The 24,035-nt window shown below is 58.0% G+C and carries 24 protein-coding genes; 17 read left to right on the top strand and 7 right to left on the bottom strand.

The window, feature by feature from the left end; all coding sequences use genetic code 11:
* Positions 1-90: 90 nt before the first annotated feature.
* From ACODTY_RS05325 to ACODTY_RS05380, 12 genes are all read left to right on the top strand, one after another.
* Complete coding sequence (locus ACODTY_RS05325; protein WP_488993246.1) at positions 91-1,254, top strand: alpha/beta hydrolase; 1,164 nt, start codon at positions 91-93, stop codon at positions 1,252-1,254.
* A 120-nt stretch (positions 1,255-1,374) separates the two neighbouring features.
* Positions 1,375-3,186 carry a sensor histidine kinase gene (locus ACODTY_RS05330; RefSeq protein WP_488993247.1) on the top strand — a complete coding sequence of 604 codons (1,812 nt, stop codon included), beginning with the start codon at positions 1,375-1,377 and terminating at the stop codon, positions 3,184-3,186.
* Positions 3,183-4,538, top strand: a complete 1,356-nt coding sequence (locus tag ACODTY_RS05335; RefSeq protein WP_488993248.1) for a sigma-54-dependent transcriptional regulator — start codon at positions 3,183-3,185, stop codon at positions 4,536-4,538. The genes ACODTY_RS05330 and ACODTY_RS05335 overlap by 4 nt, the downstream gene beginning before the upstream one ends.
* Before the next feature lie 213 nt (positions 4,539-4,751).
* Positions 4,752-5,729 (top strand): tripartite tricarboxylate transporter substrate-binding protein, encoded by a 978-nt coding sequence (locus ACODTY_RS05340; RefSeq protein WP_488993249.1) that lies wholly within the window; start codon positions 4,752-4,754, stop codon positions 5,727-5,729.
* Between the two features lie 90 nt (positions 5,730-5,819).
* Complete coding sequence (locus ACODTY_RS05345; protein ID WP_488993250.1) at positions 5,820-6,281, top strand: tripartite tricarboxylate transporter TctB family protein; 462 nt, start codon at positions 5,820-5,822, stop codon at positions 6,279-6,281.
* A gap of 10 nt (positions 6,282-6,291) precedes the next feature.
* Positions 6,292-7,800: a tripartite tricarboxylate transporter permease gene (locus ACODTY_RS05350; protein ID WP_488993251.1), complete on the top strand. Its 1,509-nt coding sequence runs from the start codon at positions 6,292-6,294 to the stop codon at positions 7,798-7,800.
* Between the two features lie 370 nt (positions 7,801-8,170).
* Positions 8,171-8,329 (top strand): hypothetical protein, encoded by a 159-nt coding sequence (locus ACODTY_RS05355; RefSeq protein ID WP_488993252.1) that lies wholly within the window; start codon positions 8,171-8,173, stop codon positions 8,327-8,329.
* 308 nt (positions 8,330-8,637) lie between these two features.
* Complete coding sequence (locus ACODTY_RS05360; RefSeq protein ID WP_488993253.1) at positions 8,638-9,828, top strand: tyrosine-type recombinase/integrase; 1,191 nt, start codon at positions 8,638-8,640, stop codon at positions 9,826-9,828.
* Positions 9,825-10,397: a hypothetical protein gene (locus tag ACODTY_RS05365; protein ID WP_488993254.1), complete on the top strand. Its 573-nt coding sequence runs from the start codon at positions 9,825-9,827 to the stop codon at positions 10,395-10,397. The genes ACODTY_RS05360 and ACODTY_RS05365 overlap by 4 nt, the downstream gene beginning before the upstream one ends.
* A 603-nt stretch (positions 10,398-11,000) precedes the next feature.
* A complete protein-coding gene (locus ACODTY_RS05370; protein WP_488993255.1) occupies positions 11,001-11,597 on the top strand; it encodes a helix-turn-helix domain-containing protein in 597 nt (198 codons plus the stop codon).
* A gap of 4 nt (positions 11,598-11,601) precedes the next feature.
* On the top strand, positions 11,602-11,910 hold the full coding sequence (locus tag ACODTY_RS05375; protein ID WP_488993380.1) for a DUF6074 family protein: 309 nt from the start codon (positions 11,602-11,604) through the stop codon (positions 11,908-11,910).
* Between the two features lie 116 nt (positions 11,911-12,026).
* Positions 12,027-12,671 carry a type I restriction-modification system subunit M N-terminal domain-containing protein gene (locus tag ACODTY_RS05380; protein WP_488993256.1) on the top strand — a complete coding sequence of 215 codons (645 nt, stop codon included), beginning with the start codon at positions 12,027-12,029 and terminating at the stop codon, positions 12,669-12,671.
* A 330-nt stretch (positions 12,672-13,001) separates the two neighbouring features.
* Here the strand turns inward: ACODTY_RS05380 and nirK are convergent, their stop codons facing one another.
* Together nirK and ACODTY_RS05390 are read right to left on the bottom strand one after the other, a co-directional pair.
* Positions 13,002-14,477: a copper-containing nitrite reductase gene (gene nirK, locus ACODTY_RS05385; RefSeq protein ID WP_488993257.1), complete on the bottom strand. Its 1,476-nt coding sequence runs from the start codon at positions 14,475-14,477 to the stop codon at positions 13,002-13,004.
* A 127-nt stretch (positions 14,478-14,604) separates the two neighbouring features.
* Positions 14,605-15,042 (bottom strand): pseudoazurin, encoded by a 438-nt coding sequence (locus tag ACODTY_RS05390; protein ID WP_488993258.1) that lies wholly within the window; start codon positions 15,040-15,042, stop codon positions 14,605-14,607.
* Positions 15,043-15,535: 493 nt separating this feature from the next.
* Here ACODTY_RS05390 and ACODTY_RS05395 point away from each other — a divergent pair, with 493 nt between their 5' ends.
* The gene (locus ACODTY_RS05395; RefSeq protein ID WP_488993259.1) at positions 15,536-16,009 is read left to right on the top strand and encodes an anthrone oxygenase family protein; all 474 of its coding nucleotides are present in this window, start codon (positions 15,536-15,538) and stop codon (positions 16,007-16,009) included.
* A 23-nt stretch (positions 16,010-16,032) separates the two neighbouring features.
* Here the strand turns inward: ACODTY_RS05395 and ACODTY_RS05400 are convergent, their stop codons facing one another.
* Positions 16,033-16,185 carry a hypothetical protein gene (locus tag ACODTY_RS05400; RefSeq protein ID WP_488993381.1) on the bottom strand — a complete coding sequence of 51 codons (153 nt, stop codon included), beginning with the start codon at positions 16,183-16,185 and terminating at the stop codon, positions 16,033-16,035.
* A 186-nt stretch (positions 16,186-16,371) separates the two neighbouring features.
* Here ACODTY_RS05400 and ACODTY_RS05405 point away from each other — a divergent pair, with 186 nt between their 5' ends.
* From ACODTY_RS05405 to rnk, 3 genes are all read left to right on the top strand, one after another.
* Positions 16,372-17,658, top strand: coding sequence for a DUF3387 domain-containing protein (locus ACODTY_RS05405; protein ID WP_488993260.1), 1,287 nt, complete (start codon positions 16,372-16,374; stop codon positions 17,656-17,658).
* Positions 17,659-18,893: 1,235 nt separating this feature from the next.
* The gene (locus tag ACODTY_RS05410; RefSeq protein ID WP_488993261.1) at positions 18,894-19,265 is read left to right on the top strand and encodes a nuclear transport factor 2 family protein; all 372 of its coding nucleotides are present in this window, start codon (positions 18,894-18,896) and stop codon (positions 19,263-19,265) included.
* A 493-nt stretch (positions 19,266-19,758) separates the two neighbouring features.
* Positions 19,759-20,139, top strand: coding sequence for a nucleoside diphosphate kinase regulator (gene rnk, locus ACODTY_RS05415; RefSeq protein ID WP_488993262.1), 381 nt, complete (start codon positions 19,759-19,761; stop codon positions 20,137-20,139).
* 383 nt (positions 20,140-20,522) lie between these two features.
* Here the strand turns inward: rnk and ACODTY_RS05420 are convergent, their stop codons facing one another.
* Positions 20,523-20,759, bottom strand: a complete 237-nt coding sequence (locus tag ACODTY_RS05420) for a helix-turn-helix domain-containing protein (RefSeq protein WP_488993263.1) — start codon at positions 20,757-20,759, stop codon at positions 20,523-20,525.
* 333 nt (positions 20,760-21,092) lie between these two features.
* Between ACODTY_RS05420 and ACODTY_RS05425 the strand changes: the two genes are divergently transcribed.
* Positions 21,093-21,368, top strand: coding sequence for a DUF982 domain-containing protein (locus ACODTY_RS05425; RefSeq protein ID WP_488993382.1), 276 nt, complete (start codon positions 21,093-21,095; stop codon positions 21,366-21,368).
* A gap of 373 nt (positions 21,369-21,741) precedes the next feature.
* On the opposite strand, the gene ACODTY_RS05430 is transcribed toward ACODTY_RS05425, so the two are convergent.
* From ACODTY_RS05430 to ACODTY_RS05440, 3 genes are all read right to left on the bottom strand, one after another.
* Complete coding sequence (locus ACODTY_RS05430; protein WP_488993264.1) at positions 21,742-22,443, bottom strand: outer membrane protein; 702 nt, start codon at positions 22,441-22,443, stop codon at positions 21,742-21,744.
* Positions 22,444-22,654: 211 nt separating this feature from the next.
* Complete coding sequence (locus tag ACODTY_RS05435) at positions 22,655-23,098, bottom strand: universal stress protein (RefSeq protein WP_488993265.1); 444 nt, start codon at positions 23,096-23,098, stop codon at positions 22,655-22,657.
* Positions 23,099-23,463: 365 nt separating this feature from the next.
* A complete protein-coding gene (locus ACODTY_RS05440) occupies positions 23,464-23,691 on the bottom strand; it encodes a hypothetical protein (protein WP_488993266.1) in 228 nt (75 codons plus the stop codon).
* Positions 23,692-24,035 lie beyond the last annotated feature (344 nt).

Below are 24,035 nucleotides of genomic sequence, written 5' to 3' on the forward strand. Positions count from 1 at the left end.
GCGCACTTTGATCTGGACCGGCAGCGGTTCTGCCGTTATTCGGTTTGCAACGCGCTGGGCACGCGCGCCGCGATCAAGGAGCGACGTAACGTGCGTTTGAGGGCATTTTCCATTCTGGTCATTGCCTTGTTCGTCGCCGGGTGCGCCGGATCGCGCTCGCACGATCTCCTCGGCACGACGACGACTACCGCCCCCGCCGGCGAAATCGCCGCCACCCATGAAATTTTCGTAGCAACTACAAGGCGTAAGGCCACTGCCGAGCCGCGTCAGGTATTCGACGGCGACCGCTCGCTGACGACTACCTTTGCCAGCGTTGAAATGACCGTCCCCAAGATCCACAAGGTCGGAAACATCGAACGGGCAAAAGGCTCGGCGTCGCCCGATCCGGCCAAGCATTTCGCGGCCTCCGGCGTTACCTTCTATGACGGCGCACCGGAATTTTCCAAAGCGGTCGGCGCTGACATCCAGCACCGCGGCGATCGTGTCCTTGTCTTCGTGCATGGCTTCAACAACGGCTTCGACGACGGCGTCTATCGCATCACGCAAATCGCGCAGGACACCAATTATTCGGGCACGCCAGTCCTGTTTTCATGGGCCTCCAGCGGCAAGACGACCGGCTACATCTACGACAAGGAAAGCGCGAACGCCGCCCGCGACGACCTCGAAGCAACACTGCGCATGCTTGCAAAAACCAAGGCAAAAACCATCGACATCATCGCCCATTCGATGGGAACTTGGGTGACGATGGAGGCCCTGCGGCAACTGGCGATAACTGGCGACAGGGACCTTGGCGGCAAGCTCGGCTACGTCGTTCTCGCCTCACCCGATATCGACGTCGACGTCTTCAAGAAGCAGATGATCCGCTACGGCAAGCCGGATAAGCCATTTGCCATTCTTCTTTCCGACGACGACCGCGCCCTGAAATTGTCCAGCCTGATCTCCGGCGACAAGCCTCGCGTCGGCGACTATGGAGATGCCGCCGACCTTGCCAGCTATGGTGTCGTGGTCGTCGACCTGACCCAGGCGAAGTCAGGCAACAGCCTGAACCACGCCAAGTTCGCGGACAATCCGATCCTGGTGCAACTGCTTGGAAACAGGCTGCAGACGCCTGCCGGTCTGGCTTCGGCCGACGACGACTTCGAACAGCCCGCCAGCAACCTTGGCAGAGGCATCGGCCAAGCCGTTGGTTCCGTTGCGGATATCATCATCACCACGCCCTTCAAGGTGTTGAACGTGGTCGTCGAGGGCAACTAGCCAAAGCCCTGCCTTACGCTAATTGTGCGCAAGCATTACCCCGGTATAGTACGGCTAAACGGGATCACGACAGCCACGTTGATGGTAGTAGCCACCAGGCCAGTTTCAAAAGCGCGCGCAATGCTGCTCGTGCTTGGATTTGCGGTAGTCGCCACGGTAGTCGCCGTGTTCGGCAACGCCTTTGCCACGCGCGCCTACCTCGATCAGGCTGCGACGCGCGGCGAAACGACCTTGAGGCTGGCCGTTGCGGCACTGACCGGCCATATGAGCCGCTTCGAACCATTGCCCGCGCTGATCGCGGATCACGACGACATCGTGGCGCTGGTCGCCGATCCGGACAATGTCTCGCTGCGCATCCGCGCCAACGCATATCTGAAGGAAATCAACCACCTCCTGAAGTCTTCCGACATCTATGTGATGCTGATCGGCGGCGACACCATCGCGGCCAGCAACTACGATGCGCCGCTGAGCTTCGTCGGCCAGAATTTCAGCTACCGGCCCTACTATCAGGATGCTGCGGAAGGCAGGCAGGGGCGCTTTTTCGCGCTCGGCACCACATCGCTTAAGCGAGGTTACTATTTTTCCGCACCGGTCCATGTCGGCGGCGAAATTCGTGGCGTCGTCGTCTTCAAGGTCGATATCGAGCCAATCGAAGCATCGTGGAAATCCGACGAATACGAGATCGTCGTAACCGACCCGGAAGGCATCATATTCATGTCGGGTCGGCCGGAATGGCTCTACGCCGGCCTCCTGCCGCTTACCCAAGAGCGGCTGGACCGAACGGCCGCCTCCCGCCGCTACGCCAATGCGACGTTGCGCGAGTTGCCCGTGCGAGCCGGTGTGCAAGGCGCACATCGAATGATGAACCTCAAGGCGGAGAAATCGGAGCGGGAATACCTTGTCGTCGAAGAGCCGATGTCGGAGGCCGGCTGGACCGTCAGCGTGCTTCTCGATACCAGTTCCGCACGTTCGCAAGCCCTCACCAGCGTACTTGCCGCGCTGCTCTTGCTCGGTCTTGCCGGGTTGCTGGGCGCAGTCGTGCTGCAACGCCGAGCGCGCCTGGCCGAGCGCATGGAAATGCAGCGCACGGCGCGGGAAGAGCTGGAGCATCGCGTGGAGGAACGCACCGCCGATCTTGCCTCCGTGAACAGCCAGCTCGAACTTGAGGTTGCTGAGCGGCGCGCCACGGAAGTGCAACTTCGCCAGACACAGGCGGACCTGATCCAAGCAGGAAAACTCGCAGCGCTCGGCCAAATGTCGGCAGCGCTGTCGCATGAGTTCAACCAGCCGCTGGCAGCCGTCAAGACATATGCCGACAATGCCGCGATCCTGATCGACCGCAAGCGAACCAGCGAGGCGCGCGACAATGTCGCGCGTATCCTCGCGCTGACGGATCGCATGGCGTCGATCAGCAGGCATTTGCGGAATTTCGCCCGCAAACCCAATGAGCGGTTGGGACCGGTCGAACTCGACGAAGTCGTTCGCGACACACTGGAAATCGTTGCATGGCGGCTCAAGGCGGCGGACGCGGACGTCAAGATCGATCTGGGCAAGGAACCGCTGGTCGTGCGGGCCGGCAGCGTCCGTCTTCAACAGGTACTCGTCAACATCCTCTCGAATGCGGCCGATGCGGTTGAGGGTTTGGAAGACCGAACCATCGAGCTGACTGCCAGCCGGATTGGCGAAAGCGTCGAGATCGTCGTTCGCGATCATGGGCCGGGCGTGCCGGACGCCATAGCGTCGCGAATCTTCGACCCGTTCTTTTCCACCAAGGGCGTCGGCAAGGGTCTTGGTCTCGGGTTGTCTATTTCCTATAATATTATCAAGGATTTTGGTGGGAATCTTTCAGTTCAGAATCATGCAGACGGTGGAGCGGTATTCCGCATTGAGCTGGCCGCAATGAAAGCCATCGCCTCCGAGGCTGCGGAATGACGCAGCCACAAGTCCTGTTGGTGGATGACGAAGACGAGCTTCGCAGATCAACCGCACAATCGCTTGACCTTGCAGGTTTCGCGGTGCGCGATCTGGCTGGCGCTGAACGCGCACTCGATCTGGTCAATCCGGGCTTCAACGGCATTGTCGTCACCGACATTCGCATGCCAGGCATGGATGGCATGACCTTCATGGCCCGCATCCACGAAATCGATCCGGACATTCCGGTCATTCTCGTCACCGGCCATGGCGACGTCCAACTGGCCGTGAAGGCGATGCGTGAAGGCGCCTACGATTTCATCGAGAAGCCCTTCACCACGCAGAACCTTGGCGCTGTCGTCGGTCGTGCGCTCGACTGGCGAAGCCTTGTCCTTGAAAACCGGCTGCTTCGCGCGGTTGCCGGCAAACGGGACGACATTGAGGGACGACTGCCCGGCCGCACGCCCGCGATGGTCGATCTCCGCTATCGCCTGCGCGCAGTCGCCGCCACTGACGCCGATGTGCTGATTGTCGGAGATACGGGAACCGGCAAGGAAGTCGCGGCGCGCGCGCTTCACGACATCAGCTCGCGTGCGGGCAAGCCATTCGTGGCGATAAATTGCGCTGCCCTTCCCGCCAACCTGATTGAAAGCGAATTGTTCGGCCACGAGGCGGGCGCCTTTCCCGGCGCCATCCGTTCCCGCTACGGAAAATTCGAACATGCACGCGGCGGCACCATCCTGCTGGACGAGATCGGCATGATGCCGGACGATCTTCAGATCAAGCTTCTGCGGGTTATTCAGGAGCGGGTGATCACGCGGCTGGGTTCCAATGAGCCTGTTCCATTGGACGTGCGGTTCATCGCCACCAGCAAGGTAGACCTGGAGCCGGAGGTTGCTGCAGGCCGGTTTCGCCCCGACCTGCTTTACCGACTGAACGTCGTCACCTTGCGCCTGCCCTCTCTCATGGCCAGGCGGGAGGACATTCCCCTGCTCTTCCTCCAGCTCGCACGCGAGGCGGCAGCGCGCTATCGCTTCAACGAGATCGACGTGCCGCCGCATGTGATCGCCGACATTTCGCGCCGTGAGTGGCCGGGAAATGTGCGCGAACTGCGCAATGCGGCGGACAGGTATGTGCTCGGTCTCGATCTCAAGCCGGGTGAAGAAGCCGCACCGATGTCCCCGTCTTCATGGCTCGCGGACCAGGTTGCGGACTTCGAAAAGAGCGTCATCTCGGGCGCGTTGCTGACCCATAAGGGCAGTCTGAAAGCGGTCTATCAATCGCTTGGGATTTCGCGAAAGACGCTCTACGACAAGATGCGTCGCTACGGCCTCGACAAAAACCTGTCCGATTTCGATCTTCCACCCCCGTAACCGGTCACATCGCGAACATGTGTGGATTCTCACACATGCATTTTCCGCCGATGTCACTTTTCCTACCCATCTCCACCCAGAAATAGCGGCAACCATCCATTTGCCGCCTGTTTCGGTTTGCCCAGAGCCGAATGAGCTTCGCTTATGTGACCAACCATCATGGATGCAGGAGGTTTGCACCGGATGGCAAATGGAAGTCCTGGGAGGATCTAGATGAAGAAGCTCTTTGCCGCGCTTGGCGCGGTCGCCGCCCTTTCGTTCAGCACGACGTTTGCCGGCGCGCAAACTTATCCCGAGCGGCCAATCACTATTGTTGTGCCCTTCTCTGCCGGCGGGCCAACCGACACCGTGACCCGCCTCGTTGCCGAAGCGATGTCGAAAGACCTCGGCCAACAGGTTCTTGTTGAAAATGTCGGCGGCGCTGGTGGTACGCTCGGAGCCGCGCGTGTGGCCCAGTCCGACCCGGATGGCTACACGCTGCTGCTTCACCACATCGGCATGGCGACAAGCGCCACGCTCTACCGCAAGCTGCCATATGACACGCTGAATGCCTTCGAATATGTCGGCCTCGTTACCGAAGTACCGATGACGGTCGTTGCGCGCAAAGACCTTGAACCAACTGATTTCAAGGCGCTGGTCGAGTATGCGAAGGCCAACAAGGACACCGTGACCGTCGCAAACGCGGGCATTGGCGCGGCGTCCCATCTTTGCGGCATGCTGTTCATGAGCGCCATCGACACGCCTCTCGTGACGGTGCCCTACAAAGGAACCGGACCGGCAATGACTGACCTGCTCGGCGGACAGGTCGACATCATGTGCGACCAGACCACCAACACGACCAAGCAGATCAAGGCCGGAACCATCAAGGCTTATGCCGTTACCACGCCGGAGCGGCTTGCCGTGCTGCCCGATGTACCGACGACCAAGGAATCCGGCGTCGATGGCATGGAAGTTTCCATCTGGCACGGCCTTTATGCACCGAAGGGTACGTCTGCGGAAATCGTGGACCGTCTCTCCAAGTCGCTGCAGGTGGCATTGAAGGATGAGAACGTCACCGCGCGCTTTGCCGAGCTTGGAACCGCGCCCTCCTCGCAGGAAGACGCCACGCCGGCGGGTCTCAAGGCGAAGGTGGAAAGCGAAATCGCCCGCTGGAAGCCGGTCATTGAGGCTGCGGGTCAATACGCGGACTGATAGCCCGCAGAGCGGGAGGCTCCGTCGAGCCTCCCCTCGTCCACCCCTGAAATTCTGAGCCTTTCCAATGAATGGCGAACGGGGACCGTCATGAAATCCTATTCCATCGACAAGACGAACGGGCTTTGCGCCGCGTTCTTTATCGGCCTTGGCATTTTCTTTGCAGCTCAATCTCTCGATCTCGACCTCGGCACCGCATTCCGCATGGGCCCGGGCTATTTCCCATTCATTCTCGCGGTGCTCCTGGTCCTGCTCGGCATCGTCGTCCTGATCAGCGCAATCAAGGAAGAAAGCGAACCGATCGGGCATATCGCCTGGCGGGGCATGTTCCTCATCCTGCCGGCACCGATCTTCTTCGGGCTCACCGTGCGCGGACTGGGGTTCGTGCCTTCGATCTTCATGACCAGCCTGATCGCCGGCTTCGCAAGCCAGAAGATGAAACCGCTGACTGCCCTGCTGTTGTCAGCAGGTCTCACCGTCTTTGCGGTAGCCGTCTTCAGCTACGCGCTCGGACTGCCGTTCGAGCGGTTCGGCCCGTGGACGAGATTCTGAGGACGAGCCTATGGATCTGTTTCACAATCTAGCTCTCGGTTTTGCCACCGCCTCGACGCTCTGGAACTTGCTGTTTTGCCTGATCGGCGTGTTGCTCGGCACCCTGATCGGCGTGCTTCCCGGCATCGGTGCGACCGCGACCATTGCCATGCTGTTGCCGATCACATTCCAGATCGGCGACCCGGTCTCGGCCCTCATCATGCTTTCGGGCATCTACTACGGCGCCCAATATGGCGGCTCGACGACTGCCATTCTCATCAACATGCCCGGCGAATCCTCTTCGGCGGTCACGGCAATCGACGGATACCAGATGGCGCGCAAGGGCCGCGCGGGTGCGGCACTTGCAATTGCCGCCATCGGCTCGTTCTTCGCCGGAACAGTTTCGACTTTCCTGGTCGCCCTGTTCGCACCGCCATTGACGGCAATCGCGCTTCAGTTCGGCGCGGCCGAGTATTTTTCGCTGATGGTCGTCGGCCTGGTTTCCTCAATTGCACTGGCGCACGGCTCGATCATCAAGGCACTGGGCATGGTCGTTCTCGGCCTTTTGCTCGGGCTGGTCGGTACCGACATCTATTCGGGAACGCCGCGCTTCACGCTCGGCATTCGCGAGTATGCGGACGGACTGAACTTCGTGGCCGTCGCGGTCGGCGTGTTCGGCATCGCCGAGATCCTGCGCAACCTTGAAAACGAAAAGGGCCGCGACGTGCTCTTGGCCAAGGTCAGCGGGCTTCTGCCATCGCGCGAAGACATCAGGCGCATGGTCGGCCCGATCCTGCGCGGCACCGCGATCGGTTCGGCACTCGGCATCTTGCCGGGCGGCGGCGCGATCCTGGCGTCGTTTGCCTCCTACACCGTCGAGAAGCGCGTTTCAAAAACGCCGGAGGAATTCGGTCGCGGTGCCGTCGAAGGCGTCGCCGGCCCGGAGTCGGCCAACAATGCCGGCGCGCAGACATCGTTCATCCCGATGCTGACGCTGGGCATTCCGGCCAATCCGGTGATGGCGCTGATGATCGGCGCGATGATCATCCAGGGCATTGTCCCCGGCCCCAACGTGGCGACGGAACAACCTGCGCTGTTCTGGGGCATCATCGCCTCGATGTGGATCGGCAACCTGATGTTGATCGTGCTCAACCTGCCGCTGATCGGCCTTTGGGTGAAGCTTCTGACGATCCCGTACTACGTACTGTTTCCGATCATCATGGCGTTCTGCTCGATCGGCGTCTACAGCGTGAACTCCAACGTCTACGACCTCTATGCCGTCGCGTTCTTCGGGCTGCTTGGCTACGTACTCTTGAAGTTGCGCTGCGAACCGGCACCTCTGCTGCTCGGTTTCGTGCTTGGTCCGTTGCTGGAGGAGAATCTGCGGCGCGCCATGATCCTGTCGCGCGGCGATCCGACCACCTTCGTCACCCGGCCCATCAGCGCGATCCTGCTGGCGATCTCGCTTGCCGTGCTGGTCATCGTATTCCTGCCCAGCATCAAGAAGAAACGCGAGGAAGTCTTCGTCGAGGAAGATTGAACGCAAGGGCCGCGCTTTGAGTTGAAAGCGCGGCCTCTCCGCTAACATTAACGTTAGCGGCTAAGATTAAGGCCACACTACAGTGGCATCCAGCCAGAGACTCTGACACAAGATTGGCGGGGGCGCAGGGCATGCTTGCCGGCGCAAGGGGTATAGGGCTAACGCCATGGGGTCTTGCAACGGCCGCCTTGCGTCTCCACCGCGCGAACGCCAACTTGGTCAGGTGGCGCGACGACCGGGGTTAGTCCGTGCGCCCGAACGCGGACGCCCTTATGCGAGCGGCGCGTCGCCGCATGGCGGGCAGATTTCTTGAACGCAGCGCCGACATGTAGTTCACTGAAAACCGAACTATGACTGAAGGTGCGTGGAAATGGCTATTGCGGTGATATTGGCTCTGGCGTTGGTTGCATTTGTTGCTGCGGGTATCAGCGTCGGGTTCATTCAGACGTTGATCTGTGCGGCGCTTGTCGCATCGGCGGCAATGTTGACAACCCTGGTCGCCGTTTCGATGACCCGCGCAGGCCACTGAACGGAAACCGGACAACGGCTAAGGCCCCCCACCAGATCACAAGTAGCTGCGCCGCAAGTCGACGCATTTTCGTGGCTTTTCAATGTGGTGCGGACGACGGGGGTCGAACCCGTACGATCATGGATCGAGGGATTTTAAGTCATTTCCTCCACGTCTGCTATTAGATGCGAACAGCTTCTATAGATGCCTGTGAAATAAGCATTTTTCGAGACTTTACGGTTACCTTAGGTCCTTATAGGGTGATGCAAGGGGACATCAAATGGATACCCTAGCGGATACCCGTGAATAGCCGACGGATAGAAAACCTCATGCCAGTATTGACTGATGACTTTCTGCAAAACCGCCTTTCGTTGAAGGGACGTGATGAGACACTAATCCGCGATAGCAAGCTGACCGGCTTCGCTGTCAGAGTCCGTCGCAAAGCCGATGGTTCGCTATCGAAGGTCTTTTTTGTTTTTCAGGAACTACCTTCGGATGCAGGAAAGCGGCGGCGAAGAAAGATCACCATCGGTGACCATGCTACTTTCCCGGCAGAGAAAGCACGAGCGGCCGCACAAATTATGCTCCAGGCGATAAAGGCCGGCGATGATCCTGCCGCTGCCCGAGCGGCGAAAAAGGCGCAACCGCTTTTTGAACACCTCGTCGACGACTTCGAAGAAAACCATATCGCCGACAAGAAGCCTGCCACGCAAAAAGACTACCAAGGCAGGATAAGGCGAAATCTCCTCCCAGAATTCAAAGGTCGTCGCGTGGCTGATATCACGCCGGAAATGGTCCGCGCGTTCATGCGAAAAAAGAAATCGAACCCGATCGATGCAAACCGTAGCCTTGCCGTTCTGTCCAAGATGATGAGCCGGGCCATTGAACTTGACATGCGGAGAGACAATCCATGCGCGCGCTTACCGAAAAACAAGGAGGCAACCCGCGAACGTTGGCTTGATGAGACGGATTTACCTTCCTTTCTGAAGGCACTGGTGACCTTTGAAGGAGCCCATGCCGATTGCATCCGGTTTCTTACTGTGACCGGTTGGCGTGTCTCTGAAGCACTGGATTTGACTTGGGATATGATTGACCTGTCGCGTTTGGTAGCTCGGCTTCCCGACACTAAGACCGGTGCAAGTCTACGAGCGCTGGCCACGGACGCCGCGACGATCATTGACCATCAGCCTCATCGCCTTGGCTTCGTCTTTTCTAGCCGGAAAGGCTCGCAAGGCATTTCATACAAGATGCTGCGGGAGGTTTTGAACAAGGTGTGCGCAAAAGCCGAAATCGAACCGATTACCCCGCATGTTCTTCGGCATACGGCAGCGACGTGGGCCGCAATTAATGGTGCGGAAGCTCACGAACTTAGGGAAGCATTCGGCTGGAAAACATTGGCGATGACAGCCCGGTATGTTTCGAAATCCGAGAGCCTCGCGCGTCGGGGCGCGCAACGTGCTGCGGACGCAATGAACGTACTTCAAAAGCCGTCGGCAGATGTAAAGCTGATGGCCAAATGAAAAGCAAACCACCCGCTTCTCTTATTGCGAGAGACAGTCCCATTGCGAACGCCATGCGCGTTCTCTCAATCGAATGTCTTGATCGGTCACTGGAGGCACCCTCATATGAGGCAAAGTTGGCTTTCATATCAGTTGGCTCAATGTTGATTGGCGCAGCCAACAATGCACGTTCTCCGTTACTTGATGCGTTAGCTGCACGTCTGCCCAAGTCAGGAGGAAACGCAACTCAACGATTGAACAACGACCTTGCCGAGGCCCTCGTGGCGCTTCGAATGATGCGGGGATACTCAAAAAACAAAGCGATCTCCCATGTGGAGGCACTATCGGGAATTTCCCGCACGCAACTTGCACGCGCATTCCAAGGAGCAAATAGAAATAATCTTGAGCAAGCGCCAGCGTGGAAATCAATCAACCAGACTATCGCCGTGGCCATGTTTCATAATCGTTTAGAAACGGGGGGCAACGTCACTGAATGGAAAGACCGAATTGAAGAATGGCTAATTGCAGGAGTGCAGGCCGCAATACGCACCAAATACTATGGTGACGCGATAGTCGAAGAGCTCTTTTAGTGCTTGTCCAGTTTTTCGATTTTTTGGACCTCCCTATCGGGTCTAACTAGTCGTCACCTTCAACGAATGGTGACGATATGTACCCTAGAGCATCCAAACTCTTTTCATGCCGTCTAGCCTACTGGACGGGTCAAGGCCTGTATGGCGCTGACGTATATAGGCGCCTAGCTGAAGATGATGAGCTTCCGATCAGCTTCGAACCGGCGGACGCTGCCGAGATTATGGGCGTCATTCTTTCAACCCTGAAAAAGCACCGCAATCGGGGCAGTGGTCCTGATTTTATCCGCACTTCGGACCGCGCAGTCAGATACCCGCGCGCTGCCTTCTGCCACTGGCTAGCGAGGCGGTATGTGAAAGTCGGCCACGTAACCCGTGAGGCGGTCCAGTGACCGACGCCAACGGAAGGTCCAACGCTCTGCCTCTCTATCAAAAGCCACTGCAAGAAACCATAGCTCGGCTACATCGGGCGGGTTTCACCTTGGTCCCGCTCGGCGGACCAGACGACAGGAGGCCGCCAATAGCTGGTTGGACTGGGCGGCGTCTGCCACTCGATGCCAGCTTGAAACGCATGGCGAATGCCAATCCCTGCACCTACGGCCGCCAATGACAGGACAAAAGCGCAAAGTGGGGGCTGAGACGCAGGCTGATGGCGAAAATACCCGCACTTTCACCGGATGGAAGCTCGATCTACAGCGGGCTGTTCGGGCAGACCACAAGGTGAGGCCGGGTGCCGCGTCCGCCTTTTCTGCATTGATGGATCACGTCAACATCAATTCACGAAAAGCATGGCCCTCTGAAGGAATGCTGGCGTTGTCGCTTGGTGTGTCCACAAAAACGATTAGGAAGTACCTCCAAGAGCTGATCGACGCTAAGTGGATCGTCATCAATGGCCGATCAAATCGGGGCACCACGATCTATCTCGTGCAGGACTATCGAATGAATGCCGTGCTCGATCAACTGACTATCGATCTCGATCGTCATCGCGAACGGGAAGCAGAGAGACAAGCCAGGCGAAGGGCAAAGCGTAAGGCAACTGTCACGGAACATGGGTTCCAACCCGCGGCAGACATGTCACGGAACACGGGTTCCTACCGGTCACGGAACACGGGTTCCTACGAACACCTTCATAGAACACCTTCATCTCAGAATGGCACTGAGGAGGAAGATAATCCTTATTGGAGGGCAAGCGATGGCTGGTGACCAAATGGACCTTCTGACATGGAAGCCAACGTGCAAACTAATAGCTTTCCCGCCAGCACGTCGCTCCCATCGTGTCCGGTGGATAGCTGAAAACCTTTTACGGAAGCACGGTGGCGCGGCTGACGCCTACTGGAAGCAAACTGTAACGCGGACGCGGAATGAATTGCACGGCGTGGGCATCCCTGAGGGAGAGATCGAAACCGAACTCCGAGCTTTCTTCGACGCCGTGCAGGCGGAAATGGTGCGTCTTGCCTGCTGTGTGCGCCACCGGGAGGCGGATGCAGCATGGTCGACCGAGCCCAGACAACAGTGAAGGCCACGCGCTGGCTTGCCGCAATTCTGGAGCGCCAAGAAGCTTGTCAGGCGTCGTCGTCCTTTACAGCCGCGTATTGCTCGGCCTACGGTCCACCGACTGATTTGGGGGACGACGTGGCAGGCAAGAACGGGAACGGCAACGGGGACTTGGGCTTTACGGCGGAATTGTTCAAGGCAGCCGATAAGCTAAGAGGCAATCTGGAACCGTCCGAATACAAGCATGTCGCACTCGGCCTGATCTTCCTGAAGTACATCTCCGACGCCTTCGAGGCGCAGCGGGCGAAACTGGCAAAGGACCAGTACGCCGACACGGAAGACCCGGAGGAATATCTCGCCGACAACGTGTTCTGGGTGCCGAAGGAGGCCCGGTGGTCGCATTTGCAGGCGAACGCCAAGCGGCCGGAGATTGGTAAGCTCATAGACGAGGCGATGGAGGCCATCGAGAAGGCTCCGTCGAACGACGGCCTGAAAGGCGTCCTGCCGAAGAACTATGCTCGCCCGACGCTCAACAAGACTATGCTGGGCGAGTTGATCGACCTGTTTTCCAACATCGGCATGCACGACAGCACCGACAAGGCGAGAGACCTGCTGGGGCGCGTCTACGAGTATTTCCTGTCGGGCTTCGCCAGTTCCGAAGGCAAGCGCGGCGGCGAGTTCTTCACGCCCCGGTCAGTCGTGCGTACACTTCTAGATGCTGGAGCCCGACTGGGGGCGCGTCTACGATCCGTGTTGCGGGTCGGGCGTCCGGGTTACCGTTGATGCCATCTTCCCATACCGTCTCCACTACCTGCCAAAGATGGAATTGCTCGGTCCGTCCGCCTACACTACAACCCCATAGTAGGCCGTCCTCCACTGGAACCCGCTTGGAAGGCCTTCCCGGATTTCGCAGATGTCGTGCCACCCCGGGCACCTACATTTGGCGAGTGGGGATGTCCAAATGGAGTGATGCTTCAGGCCAGGCGGACGATGGATCGGTGGACGAAAAGGCATGGCGCTGATTTCGACGATGACGATGGTGGCGGAAATGACAACGCCCACGAGGGATTACCTCCGTCGCGGGCGCTACTCTGCCCTCGCTCTGCGCAGTTCTTATTTCGCCGGTTCTTTTGCAGGGCCGGAATGCATTATCTCGTCATCTTCCGGTCCGTCGACGATCAAATAGCCGGCGAGGCCGCGCTCGGCTCGCGACAACGCGTGATCAACCAGCACGTAATGTCCACCTCGATCGATCTTGAAGTCGACGATCGTTGCCCCGCCCGGCGGAACGGTTACGGTCTGAACGTTGGTCAGCGGTGGCGATGTTACGCTGCCCAACGAATAGACATGATCGAAAATCTCACCGATCACATGGAACGACGAGGTGTAGTTGGGTCCCCCAACACCGAAGAAGATGCGGACTGTTTCACCGGCATTTGCATAGAGCGGATGCGACTTGGTGAGTGCGCCGACCGACCCGTTGAATAGGAAATATTCCGGCCGTTCGGAGATCAGTTTGTCATAGTCCATCTCCATTTCGCCCTGCGTACCAAAGGGTTCGACTGTATAAAGCTCGCCCTGCATGACGTAGAACTCGCGGTCGACCTGCGGTAGGCCTCCTTCCGGCTCGACCAGGATCAGCCCGTACATGCCGCTGGTGATATGGTGGGCCACGCTCGGCGTCGCGCAATGATAGACGTATATGCCGGGCTTCAGCGCCTTGAACGTTACCACCGCCTCTTCGCCGGGGGCGATCTGGGTGAAATCGGCACCGCCGCCAGGTCCTGTAGCCGCGTGGAAATCGACCGAATGCATCATGACGCTGTCGGCGGCGTTCTTCAGGTGGACCTCGACGGTGTCGCCGACACGAACCCTCACCATGGGACCAGGCACCTTGCGCTCGAAGGTCCAGTAGACATAGGTGGTGCCATCATCGAGCTTGCCCGTCAGTTCGACGGTTTCCATGTCGACGCGCACGACCTGAGGCGGGCGCTGGCCGATGGGGCCGGGCAGGTCGGCAGGGTCACGCACGATGTCGGCGGCATTCGAGTCCATCGCCTCGCGCGGACCGGGCATGACATGGATCAGCCCTTCCATACCGGCCGCACGGTGTCCGGCGATAGAACAGAAATAGGTGAATTCGCCGACCTTACTTGCGGTGAAGGAGAAAGTGGATGAGGCGTTCTTCCCAACGACGATCGACGAGCGTGCCGCGTATTGGTCGATGACCACGTCGTGTTCGGCGCCTTCGCCGTTGATCAAGTTGATCTGCACCAGTTCGCCCTCATGCACCATCAGGGTCGGGTTGACTTGGCCGTCGATGTCGCCGCCGACCCCGATATAGACCATGCGTCCGTTGGCGATGCCGGTCTTGAGGGTGAACGTGGTTGGATTGTGGTAACTGACGGTGTTCGAGGATGCGGCCGCATCGGCGCTGGGTGCAGGCTGAGAACCGTTAGATGACGCCGAGGACGGGGAAGCCTGAGCAGTATCGGTCGCCGCCGTGCCGTGCTGGTGAGTTTGAGCAAATGCCGGGGCAAAGAAGAGCAGCGATAGGATCGTGGCGACCGCCACGAGCCACACTGGCACCTTGGCTCCATGAGTGGTCTGGCCCCTAGAAAAAGCCCCTGATTTCGAACGCATTCTGCATGTGTCCTGCATTGGCATCCCATTGTCGCTTCGCATCAAAAATTCACTTACTTGGAACACGGCCGGTTCAGTCTGTAGAAGCGTGATCCAAGAGCTCCGCGAACACTTTCTTTGCCTTTCCCGGATGCTTTGCCGTCTTCGCCTCTTCGACGTTAACCGGCGTGCCGACGACAATCAGCGCCACCATTCCCATTCCGTAATGCGGCGTACATTTCACGCCGTAGAGGCCTTCCTTGCCCAGCGTGACGGTAATCTGCTCGTTCATCTTGCCCTTAAACGCCTCGGCTCCTTCCGGTATCATTCCCTTGATAGTTTCGGCATCGTGGCCCTTGTCGGTCGGAACAAATGTGACGGTATCGCCGGGGGCCGCTTGGATGAAGTCGGGCTGGAACACCATGGCTCCCTTTTCGCCCTTATTGAGCATCTGGACTTGGTGATCGGCGGCCAGCGCATTCCCGGTAGCCAGCGCCACAAATGCTGCCGCGACAATCATCATACGTTTCATCGTTGTTCCTCGTTCAAAAATCGGGCGAGACTCACCGGAAATGTCACTTCGCTGCCAACCAGGAAATCACGTTTGGGATAATCTTGAAGGAACGCCACCTGAAAAACAATCCGCTAAAGAAACGGTATCCTTCGTTCGACCTTGCGCTAGTGGAAGGAAGCCAACGCTTGGTGCCCACGTTAGACGGCGGCCATATAGCTAATCCACTTGTCGGTTGGCAGCAATGGTGCTTTCTTACCAGTTCGGCGGTAGAAGCGGCCTAACGCCGTTGACATCTTTGTCTAGCTTCCCGCCAGAAACGGCTGCTGAGCGGCCGAAGGCACCGCTTCGCGCGTCTCTGCCGCTTGAGATTTCCGCTTCGGCAATCGGTAGGGTCGTGATCGCGACTTTACAATTGGCATGAGTCCAGTACAGTAACGCTGCGACGAACATGGCTCCAGTAGAGTGGACATGGGTCGCATAGCCAATCCGGCTGTGAGGCGTGGAAGTTGCGATGGCCCCCGTCGTCATGCTTCTGCAGTTTCTAGCAGCGCTGTTCTTCGCGATGGTCGCAGGCAGCGTTTTCGGCATCTGGCGGGGATATGATCCGACTGGGTTCACGGCCACGACCTTTGTCGAAATGCACCAAGGCGCGGTGCGTGGCCTGAATGTGCTGCTGCCCGGCTTGGCGTTTGCCTCGATCATCCTCACTTTCACTCTGAGTTGGTTGGCCCGCGGCAAAGGCGTAGCTTTTTGGCTGTACTTGTGGGCTTTGCTGTTGATGATTTGCGGCGGCGTGGTGACCCGCTTATTCAATCAGCCCATCAATGCGGAAGTGATGAGCTGGACCGCGGGCTCAGTTCCAGCGAATTGGATGAACCTACGTGCCACATGGTGGAACTGGCATGTGCTGCGTACAGGGTTGTCGGTCTGTAGCTTTGCGCTGCTTCTCGCGGCGATTATCCTCGATCGGCCGCCCTTGCGCTGATGCTTCCGGCGCGCACCGTCCACTCAAGCATGTCGTCGCATACCGATGCGACGCTCCCATTTGCCGGGGCTGATGCGGTCGCTGCGCATGGATTTGTTCGCAGCCTGCGCCAAGATCGCCAGCCACAAGCCATCCTTCGACCGGATCAGCGGGCCGGTATCGTGCGTGCCGATGATGACAGGCGCCTTTGACCAGACCGGTGCAGCGGCATTGAGGCTCGACGGGGTTTTTGGGTACTGCGTTGATCAAATGGTACGGGCGAGCCGGGCCAAGACCCGTGTTGGTAATCTGGGCGCTGGTCGGCCTCGAGGCTGGAGCCGTTAGTTCCGTGGTGCCGGCATGAATGGGCGATGGCGGTGTGCATGAGCCGTCGCATCTGTGTCGACCTCTATGATCAGATCATCAAGCTGAGGCCGGACTGGCATTCCGACGATGACGACAAAGGTGCGATCAAGATCGTCATGACAGGATCGGCATCCGATCCGCTCAAGCTGGTGATCGTGCGCGACATGTGGCTGACCGGCTTCGATGCGCCCTGCATGCACACGATGTATATCGACAAGCCGATGCGCGGCCATGGGCTGATGCAGGCGATTGCCCGTGTCAACCGGGTGTTCCGGGACAAGCCGGGTGGCCTGATCGTCGATTACATCGGCATCGCCCAAAACCTGAAGAAGGCGCTTGGTGACTACACCAAGTCCGACCGCGACAAGACCGGCATCGACGAGGAAGAAGCCGTCGCGGTTCTGATGGAGAAATACGAGATCGTGCGCGGCATGTTCCACGGCCACGACTACGGCCTCGGCATCACCGGCCAGCCACAGCAACGCCTGGCAGCCCTGGCGGATGCCATCGACTGGATATTGCAATGGCAGGAACAGGAAGCCGCCAAGGTCGAAAAACCGGACGACAAGAAGAAGGCGCACCGACGCTATCAGGATGCGGTACTGGAACTGGGCAAAGCCTATGCACTTGCCTCGGCTAGCGACGCCGCCCGCACGATCCGCGATGAGGTCGGCTTCTTCCAGGCGGTGCGGGCGGCGCTGGTCAAGACCACGGCCACCGGCAAGATGTCGGATCGGGCGAAGTCGCTAGCGGTGGAGCAACTCCTGAACCAGGCTGTAGCCAATGCCGAGATCGTCGACATCCTGAAGGCAGCTGGCATCCAGTCGCCAGACCTATCGATCCTGTCGGACGAGTTCCTTGCCGAAATCCGGCAGCTGGAAAAGAAGAACCTTGCGCTAGAGGCGTTGAAGAAGCTGCTCAATGGCGAGATCAAAAGCCGGTCGCGATCCAACGTGGTTGAAACCAAAACATTCTCGCGCCGACTCGAAGAGGCTGTCGCCCGCTACCATGCCAATGCGATCTCGACCGTCGAGATGATCCAGGAGCTGATCGCGCTTGCGAAGGATATCAAAGCGTCCGCCGCACGCGGTGAGGAGCAGGGACTGTCGCCGGAGGAACTGGCCTTCTATGACGCGCTTTCAGAAAACGACAGCGCGATTGAAGCGATGGGCAGCGAACAGTTGCGCATCATCGCCCATGAACTGGTCGAGCAGATGCGCGGATCGGCAACCATTGACTGGCAGCACAAAGCGTCGGCCCGCGCGCGCATGCGCGTTCTGGTCAAGCGCATCCTGAAGAAATAAGGCTATCCGCCCGATCTGGAGCAGGAGGCGGTGCAAACCGTGCTCGCGCAGGCTGAGGTCATGTTGCGAGAGGTGTGTGGGAGGTAGCAAGCCGCTAACGGAATTTTTTTACCGGCGGCATTGGCGCGCCTTTTTTGGCGCGTTTACCTGGCGGACACTCGATTGCGACCCTGTGCCGAAACTCCTCAAAAAGTACTCATTTCTCAGGAATATTATTTCGTCGGCATCGCGTCCAAAGCCGCATTCAGGGCAATTGGTTGAAGGATGGAAACGATGGGCCGGTGAAAAAATGCCCCGGCTGAACCGGGGCAATGGAGCAGCAAGCACCTAATAGAGGGACATCGGTGCTTACGCATATCTTGGCGCATGCCTGCGAATTTCAGCTTGCGCAAGCGCAAAGAAAAAGCCCGCCGAAGCGGGCCAAAAGGACTTGGGTAAGGGGAAGGCTCTGCTGCGGCTTAGACATAAAATTTCAGCAGGGACTTGCATTGTTCCGGGGGGAAGCATGCAGATAAATAATGCGCCGCATTTTGGAGGAGCGCAACCAAAAGCCGTCCGGAGGCCGCTCTTTTAGGCGAGATTGGTTTGATTGGGGCGGGAAGATGACCGTAGCAGTTGCAGTTGATGCCGCTGTGAGACGTGCCAACATTCGGCGGTAACTGATATCGGGCAAGGCGGTGGCGACTGCCACACCGCCGCCTGCCTGCCGCATTGGGCATGGCAGGTCATACTATCTCCGGTTCTACCCCTGGCTTGGCTAGTTCATCAGTTCATCTGCTTGGGCAGGTCTCCGACCCGGTAGATGGTGTAGCTCCGGAGTGTGGCTGTATTTGTCCTAGCGCAACGTGCCCTTCATCATTTGACGATAACCTTGACGTGCTGCGGGTTTCCACCCGAAGCAGTGCAAGACGACGCTTCAGCCCCGGTCAAGCCTTTCGCCGGGGCTGTTTTTTGCGCCGACCGAGCCATTCCTGGGACGCTTATCCGCCGGAGTTCAATTTCGGCTGCAACACCAAATGTCAACAAAAATCATCATTTCGTCGGGCCAACTATCCCGCACGCGCCGTGGGTCATGCGGCCGCACGATCATCAAGATGGCTCCAAATTGCTCCGATGCCCAAGGCATCGGCGAAGCGCTTGCTCTCCAAGGGTAAGGCCTTGACTCGACCAGTCGCCGATGACCCTATTTCAGGCATTGAGCGCGCATGGAAAGCCGACCCGTAGGAGACGGACGAATGGACATTCGATCGACACTGACGGAACTTTGCGAGGCCTTTAACGCACACGATCTTGATCGCATCATGGAGTTCTTTTCCGATGATTGCGTCCTTGAGATGCCGAGGGGAAGCAAGCCATGGGGGGCTCGTTTCGAAGGCAAACGAAATGTGCGAGAAGCGTTGTCGACGCGCTTTGAAGGCTTGCCTGATGTCCACTACGGCAATGCCGAGCATTTTGTAGACTCGTCGATCGAAACAGGCATCTCGAAATGGACCCTCACAGGCACTAACCGCGAGGGAACGAGAATGGAAGTGCGAGGCTGCGACTTTTACACGTTTCGAAGCGGCAAAGTGATCCGCAAGGACTCGTACTGGAAAATCGTGGAGTAAAGTCCCGATTTCGGGCACGAGCGCAATCTCGCTCATGATGTCCTCACGAGCCAAGGTTCGTACATCTCCGAACATATCAAAAAGTATCATCTCTCAGGAGTATTATTCCGCCAGTATCGCCGCTATGTGGCTGCACGATTGTAACGTGGCTCTGTATTACTCCGATGCCCAAGGCATCGGCAATGGGCGGTTGTCTAACAACATTGTTGAAAGTTGCCTTGCCGGGAGCGGCGATAGATGGTTTCTTGTGGCGAAGGGGGGCAGTCATGCCTAGTTTTGTTTGTATGACCCAGCCAGATGGGCTCTGGATGGTTTGGGACAACCGTAGAGACGAACCTGCGGCCATCGGGGACAGGCCCTTGGTCGGCTTGGAAAAGACACGGGCCGAAACGGTTTGCGACGTTCTTGAGCGCATCGAAACTGGAAAACTGACGCTTCGAAAAGGGCACTCGGGCTAGTCTGAGGGCAAGAACAGGAAGCCTGGCGATCAAAAATGAAGAAGCCGACGATAACCATCACACGAGCAGATCATGAGAAATTGTCCCAGCTCGCAAATGGATTGATAGAGCGCCTACCGGAACTGGCCGATGAACTCCTCAGCGAACTTGAGAGGGCGCGTGTCGAAGGGTCTGCTCCGTCGAACACAGTGCAGATGGGAGCGACGGTCGAATATGGATCCGACGACGGTCACCAGCGGCGGGTGACACTCGTTTATCCCGCGGATGCAGACATTGCACAGAACAAAATATCAATCCTTACGCCAATTGGCACAGCGCTGCTGGGGCTTGGTGTTGGACAGTCAATCCGATGGACTACCAATGATGGTCGCAACCGCACGCTGACCATACTGGCTGTTGACCAATCAGCGCCATAACTGATGGACTGCCTCAGTCGGTTATCCGGAAAAGCACACATGGCAGCCAGGCACAAGCTTCCAGACTCCTTAGCATCGCTGCCAAGAAATTTTTCCGTGATAGGTCGCGATCATTGTCAGGTTGGACAAGGTTGGCCGGCGCGGGTGCAATAGTCTGGTGAACTATCCGCGTCGGCCGAACGGCCAAAGTGCCTTGACCGCTCAAGTGCATTAACCCCGAATAGGTCCGCTATCAATGCCGGTCGGGGACCGCTGCATCGACTATTGCGACCCGGCCGCTGTTAGGGATGGTGGCGGGTGTCGCGGCCGAGTGGCCGCTAGAGGGCATTAGCGGCACTGGACATTACACTTCTTACACAGCGTACGCCATTGGTTCTGACGGACTAGTCCTTCCACAGCGCAACGCCCCGCTCACCTATGAATTCAATCCCTGCTGCCGCAAGCGCACCGACGATCTTCGTTTTGATCGGGGAGGTTCCTCCAAGTTCGCCATCGGGCCCTTCAAGCCGTTTCAAAGTGGTTGGCGAAATTCCTGCGCGGACGGCCAATGTTTCCTGGGACCACCGAAGCAAGGCCCTTGCTGCCTTTACCTGGCGTGTCGTGACTGGATGGATGATCATTTGTGACTTTCAGTTCCCTCCGCAGCGCTTCCAAGCGGCAAGTCGCATTTTCGCTATCATCCTCACCGACTCGCCTGACGTCGCATTAGCGGCTGGATGTCAAATACTGTCAAAAGTTGTCATTTCTCACGATTGAATGCTACCTCCCGCCATTGCGCGGACGTAGGCCTGTGAATGAAAATAATGCCTCCAATTGCTCCAATGCCCAAGGCATCTGCAAAGAACGCCCGTCGATGGTAGCCGCATGGGAGGTTGCTTTAGCTATTCTTGAAACCTGTATACGGGAGGCCCACATCGGAAGAGAGGTGCTGTCGTGCCAGCTTGCTTGCTCAGATGACACCTAAAAGGCGGGAGGAAGTGTTGAATGATGCCGTTTTTCATGACCCAGTTCGACTGAAATTCAAGACGACTGGCGTCCGCATGATCGCGAGCGCATGGGAAGCCATAGAAGTATTGCAGGGCGCATGGCCCCAACGGGCTAGAGGACGTACATACCGTTCGGCATATCGGGCCTGCCGGGATGCGCTTGACGGTCTGCGAAAACCTCATGAGGCTCGTCGTGCTCTCATAGTAGCTGCACGTAGGGCCGGCGTCCTGGCATTTAGTTGATGCTATTCACAGATGGTCGGTGACAACGAGGCCCGGACGAAACAGCGGGAGCCGGCTTGGTGCCGGAATTCGCGCTCAAATAGCGCAGAACGGCGACCCTGAAAGAATTCGACACTCCTCGGCTGACAGGCGAGAGCCCCACTACGAGGTAGGTGGCAATGCTGTTGGCAGAACCAATAGTCGCTAAGGTGTCTATGGGGCGAGTTATTGCGCGCCGGAACGCAGGATTATTGCCTTGATTTGCGCCAACCAGCAACTCTTGCTTCTGCCTCAGAGCAAAACACTGTTCGCCTTGCCATCCTGAGCGGCATAGGCCTCGCACAAAAATAAAGCCCCGCCGGAGCGGGGCTTTGCATCTCATCTGTGAAGCAGATTAGAACTTGTAGTTGAAGCCAATCTTGATCGCATGGACATCGAAATTGTCATCATACGTTCTGAACTCGGTACCACCGGGGTTCAGCAATGTCAGCTTCGGGGAGAACCGATAGAACTGATACTCGCCCTTGACGGTCCAGTTGTCATTGAGCGCGTATTCGACGCCCGCGCCAAGGGTCCAGCCTGCCACCGACTCCTTGCCGCTTGCGTTGTTGAAGCCACCAAGGGAGATATCCGTGATTTCCAGGCGCGTGAAGCCAACGCCGCCCTTGGCATAGAACAAAGCGCGGTCAACGGCATAACCCAAACGGCCGGTGATGCTGCCAAGATAGTCCATCTCGGCATGGGTGGTTGCGACAGGCACGACACCACCGGGGAAACTGAAAATATCGTCGTTTCCATCTGCATTGGAAAAGGCGAGGTCGCCTTCGATACCGGCGACAACGGAACCGAACTGCCAATTGTACCCGACTTGGCCACCAAGCATGAAGCCGTCTGCATTCAGGTTGGCCGTTTCGATGCGAACACCGCCTACCGTGTAGACGCCATCGCCGTCACCCCACGAATGGCCGGCATGAAGGCCGGCATAGGCACCTGACCAGTTATAGGTCGAAGCAACCGGAAGTTCCGCTGCGGGATCGGCTGCCAGTGCCGTGCTCGATGCCCCAAGAATAATTGCGAGCGCAATTGCAATCCGCATGAAAACCCCCTTAGTCAATTTTGAGCATATACCGTAACGGAAACTCTCATTTTGTGCTGTAACAGAAAACACACACCGCAAGCGGCGGCTACGCTGGGAGTGCCGGCGACAAGATTGCCGCTATCGAGGCGTGAGGCAATGCCCTTGCTCGCCTGTGCAATTGCCGTCGGCTTTGTTGCGGCGATGGCTTGGAGTTCGGATGGGTCGGCAATCATTTAACGATCAGTACTGGCACGGGGCTGTTAACCACCACCTCTGCAGCCTGACTTCCAAGGAGCAGCCGTTTTACACCTCGCCGGCCATGAGAAGCCATTACAATAAGATTGCACCCGGCTTCCTGCGCCGTTGCCAGTATGGCAGCCGCACCCCTAGCGTCAGGCACATGGACCGTGTCAGCGACGACCCCCATCCGTTCCGCAGTCGCTTTAATAGACGCGAGCATATCCTCGGCGGCTTTCTTGCAGTCCGCTTCGTAATGTTTGATTTCGCTGGGCGTTACTACCCAGGCAGCGGTGCCGGTAGGCGTTGGAAATGGTTCGGTGGCCGTAACGATCGTAACCTTGCTCCCAATTAGTTTTGCCAACGATAGACCGTGATCGACGCCGGCCTGCGCGAATTCCGAGCCGTCAGTCGGTATCAGGATATGTGTATACATGGATAGCCTCAGGAAACGAGTTAGGAACTGGGGCGGATGGAACCACAAGCAGTGTTGGACAGGCAAGCGGATCAAATCGTCGCGTTCTCAAGCGCAACATTGGCGATCTGTGCGGTACAGCGTCCTGCCGGTTGGTCTGATGACTAAAAAAAACCCGCCGAAGCGGGGGAGTTTTGGGGGATCGGTGAGGCCCGACCTTGCGAAGTTTGCAAGCTTAGACATAAACGGGCTGAGCCTCACGCTGTCGCACATAGCAACCAGCCCAGACTAGCACCACCCAGCGCAATAGCAACAAGAAGCCGCTATGCTCGCGCCCTACGCGAAGCAGTCGAACGACGACGAACTGATGAAGATGGCGACCCGCACTACTGTCTGTCCCGGTATTCGCGACGTGACGCACGAACCGGCTGATATTCTTCCGGATAGCGCACGTCGAGCGAGACCGCGACCATCGTTGCCATGACAGCGACAAACGCTGCGAAGGCGGCAAACAGAAGCATTTCGAACACGCCGACGGTCAAAGCAATAGCAATCAGCGCTGCAACGATAACAGAGGCGACGGTGAAAACGGCAGGCTTTGTTTGATTGTTCATGGCGCGCATCCTTCTTTTCGCTAGATATATGCACGCGGCGGTCTATGTGCACGTTGACACTGTGTTCATGCCTTGAAATGGAACAATCCACTGCGCCTTTGTTTAGCGGGATCGGCACGATCGCTACAAGCTGCGCCTCGGGTCCTCCATAGAACACCCCATCGCCAGCCAGCGTGCGCCCAAGGATCGGGCTTTCCCCTTGGTATCGACCCCAGCCAGCCTGATCCCTTCATACTGTGTCGTAGCGATTGGGTCGTCTTCTTTCCGCCCCTGCGTGACCAATCGTGACAACAGTTCTCCTATTGCTGCGATGCCCAACATATCAGTAAAGGATGTTGTCGCGA

It is taken from the genome of Mesorhizobium sp. FG116 (assembly GCF_057809835.1).

Bases quoted from the DNA above. Each gene is read 5' to 3' on its own strand.
- ACODTY_RS05330 (WP_488993247.1), top strand. From the start codon at position 1,375: ATGCTGCTCGTGCTTGGATTTGCGGTAGTCGCCACGGTAGTCGCCGTG.
- ACODTY_RS05335 (WP_488993248.1), top strand. From the start codon at position 3,183: ATGACGCAGCCACAAGTCCTGTTGGTGGATGACGAAGACGAGCTTCGC.
- ACODTY_RS05340 (WP_488993249.1), top strand. From the start codon at position 4,752: ATGAAGAAGCTCTTTGCCGCGCTTGGCGCGGTCGCCGCCCTTTCGTTC.
- ACODTY_RS05345 (WP_488993250.1), top strand. From the start codon at position 5,820: ATGAAATCCTATTCCATCGACAAGACGAACGGGCTTTGCGCCGCGTTC.
- ACODTY_RS05350 (WP_488993251.1), top strand. From the start codon at position 6,292: ATGGATCTGTTTCACAATCTAGCTCTCGGTTTTGCCACCGCCTCGACG.
- ACODTY_RS05355 (WP_488993252.1), top strand. From the start codon at position 8,171: ATGGCTATTGCGGTGATATTGGCTCTGGCGTTGGTTGCATTTGTTGCT.
- ACODTY_RS05360 (WP_488993253.1), top strand. From the start codon at position 8,638: ATGCCAGTATTGACTGATGACTTTCTGCAAAACCGCCTTTCGTTGAAG.
- ACODTY_RS05365 (WP_488993254.1), top strand. From the start codon at position 9,825: ATGAAAAGCAAACCACCCGCTTCTCTTATTGCGAGAGACAGTCCCATT.
- ACODTY_RS05370 (WP_488993255.1), top strand. From the start codon at position 11,001: ATGACAGGACAAAAGCGCAAAGTGGGGGCTGAGACGCAGGCTGATGGC.
- ACODTY_RS05375 (WP_488993380.1), top strand. From the start codon at position 11,602: ATGGACCTTCTGACATGGAAGCCAACGTGCAAACTAATAGCTTTCCCG.
- ACODTY_RS05390 (WP_488993258.1), bottom strand. From the start codon at position 15,042: ATGAAACGTATGATGATTGTCGCGGCAGCATTTGTGGCGCTGGCTACC.
- ACODTY_RS05395 (WP_488993259.1), top strand. From the start codon at position 15,536: ATGGCCCCCGTCGTCATGCTTCTGCAGTTTCTAGCAGCGCTGTTCTTC.
- ACODTY_RS05405 (WP_488993260.1), top strand. From the start codon at position 16,372: ATGAGCCGTCGCATCTGTGTCGACCTCTATGATCAGATCATCAAGCTG.
- ACODTY_RS05410 (WP_488993261.1), top strand. From the start codon at position 18,894: ATGGACATTCGATCGACACTGACGGAACTTTGCGAGGCCTTTAACGCA.
- rnk (WP_488993262.1), top strand. From the start codon at position 19,759: ATGAAGAAGCCGACGATAACCATCACACGAGCAGATCATGAGAAATTG.
- ACODTY_RS05420 (WP_488993263.1), bottom strand. From the start codon at position 20,759: ATGATCATCCATCCAGTCACGACACGCCAGGTAAAGGCAGCAAGGGCC.
- ACODTY_RS05425 (WP_488993382.1), top strand. From the start codon at position 21,093: ATGACACCTAAAAGGCGGGAGGAAGTGTTGAATGATGCCGTTTTTCAT.
- ACODTY_RS05430 (WP_488993264.1), bottom strand. From the start codon at position 22,443: ATGCGGATTGCAATTGCGCTCGCAATTATTCTTGGGGCATCGAGCACG.
- ACODTY_RS05435 (WP_488993265.1), bottom strand. From the start codon at position 23,098: ATGTATACACATATCCTGATACCGACTGACGGCTCGGAATTCGCGCAG.
- ACODTY_RS05440 (WP_488993266.1), bottom strand. From the start codon at position 23,691: ATGAACAATCAAACAAAGCCTGCCGTTTTCACCGTCGCCTCTGTTATC.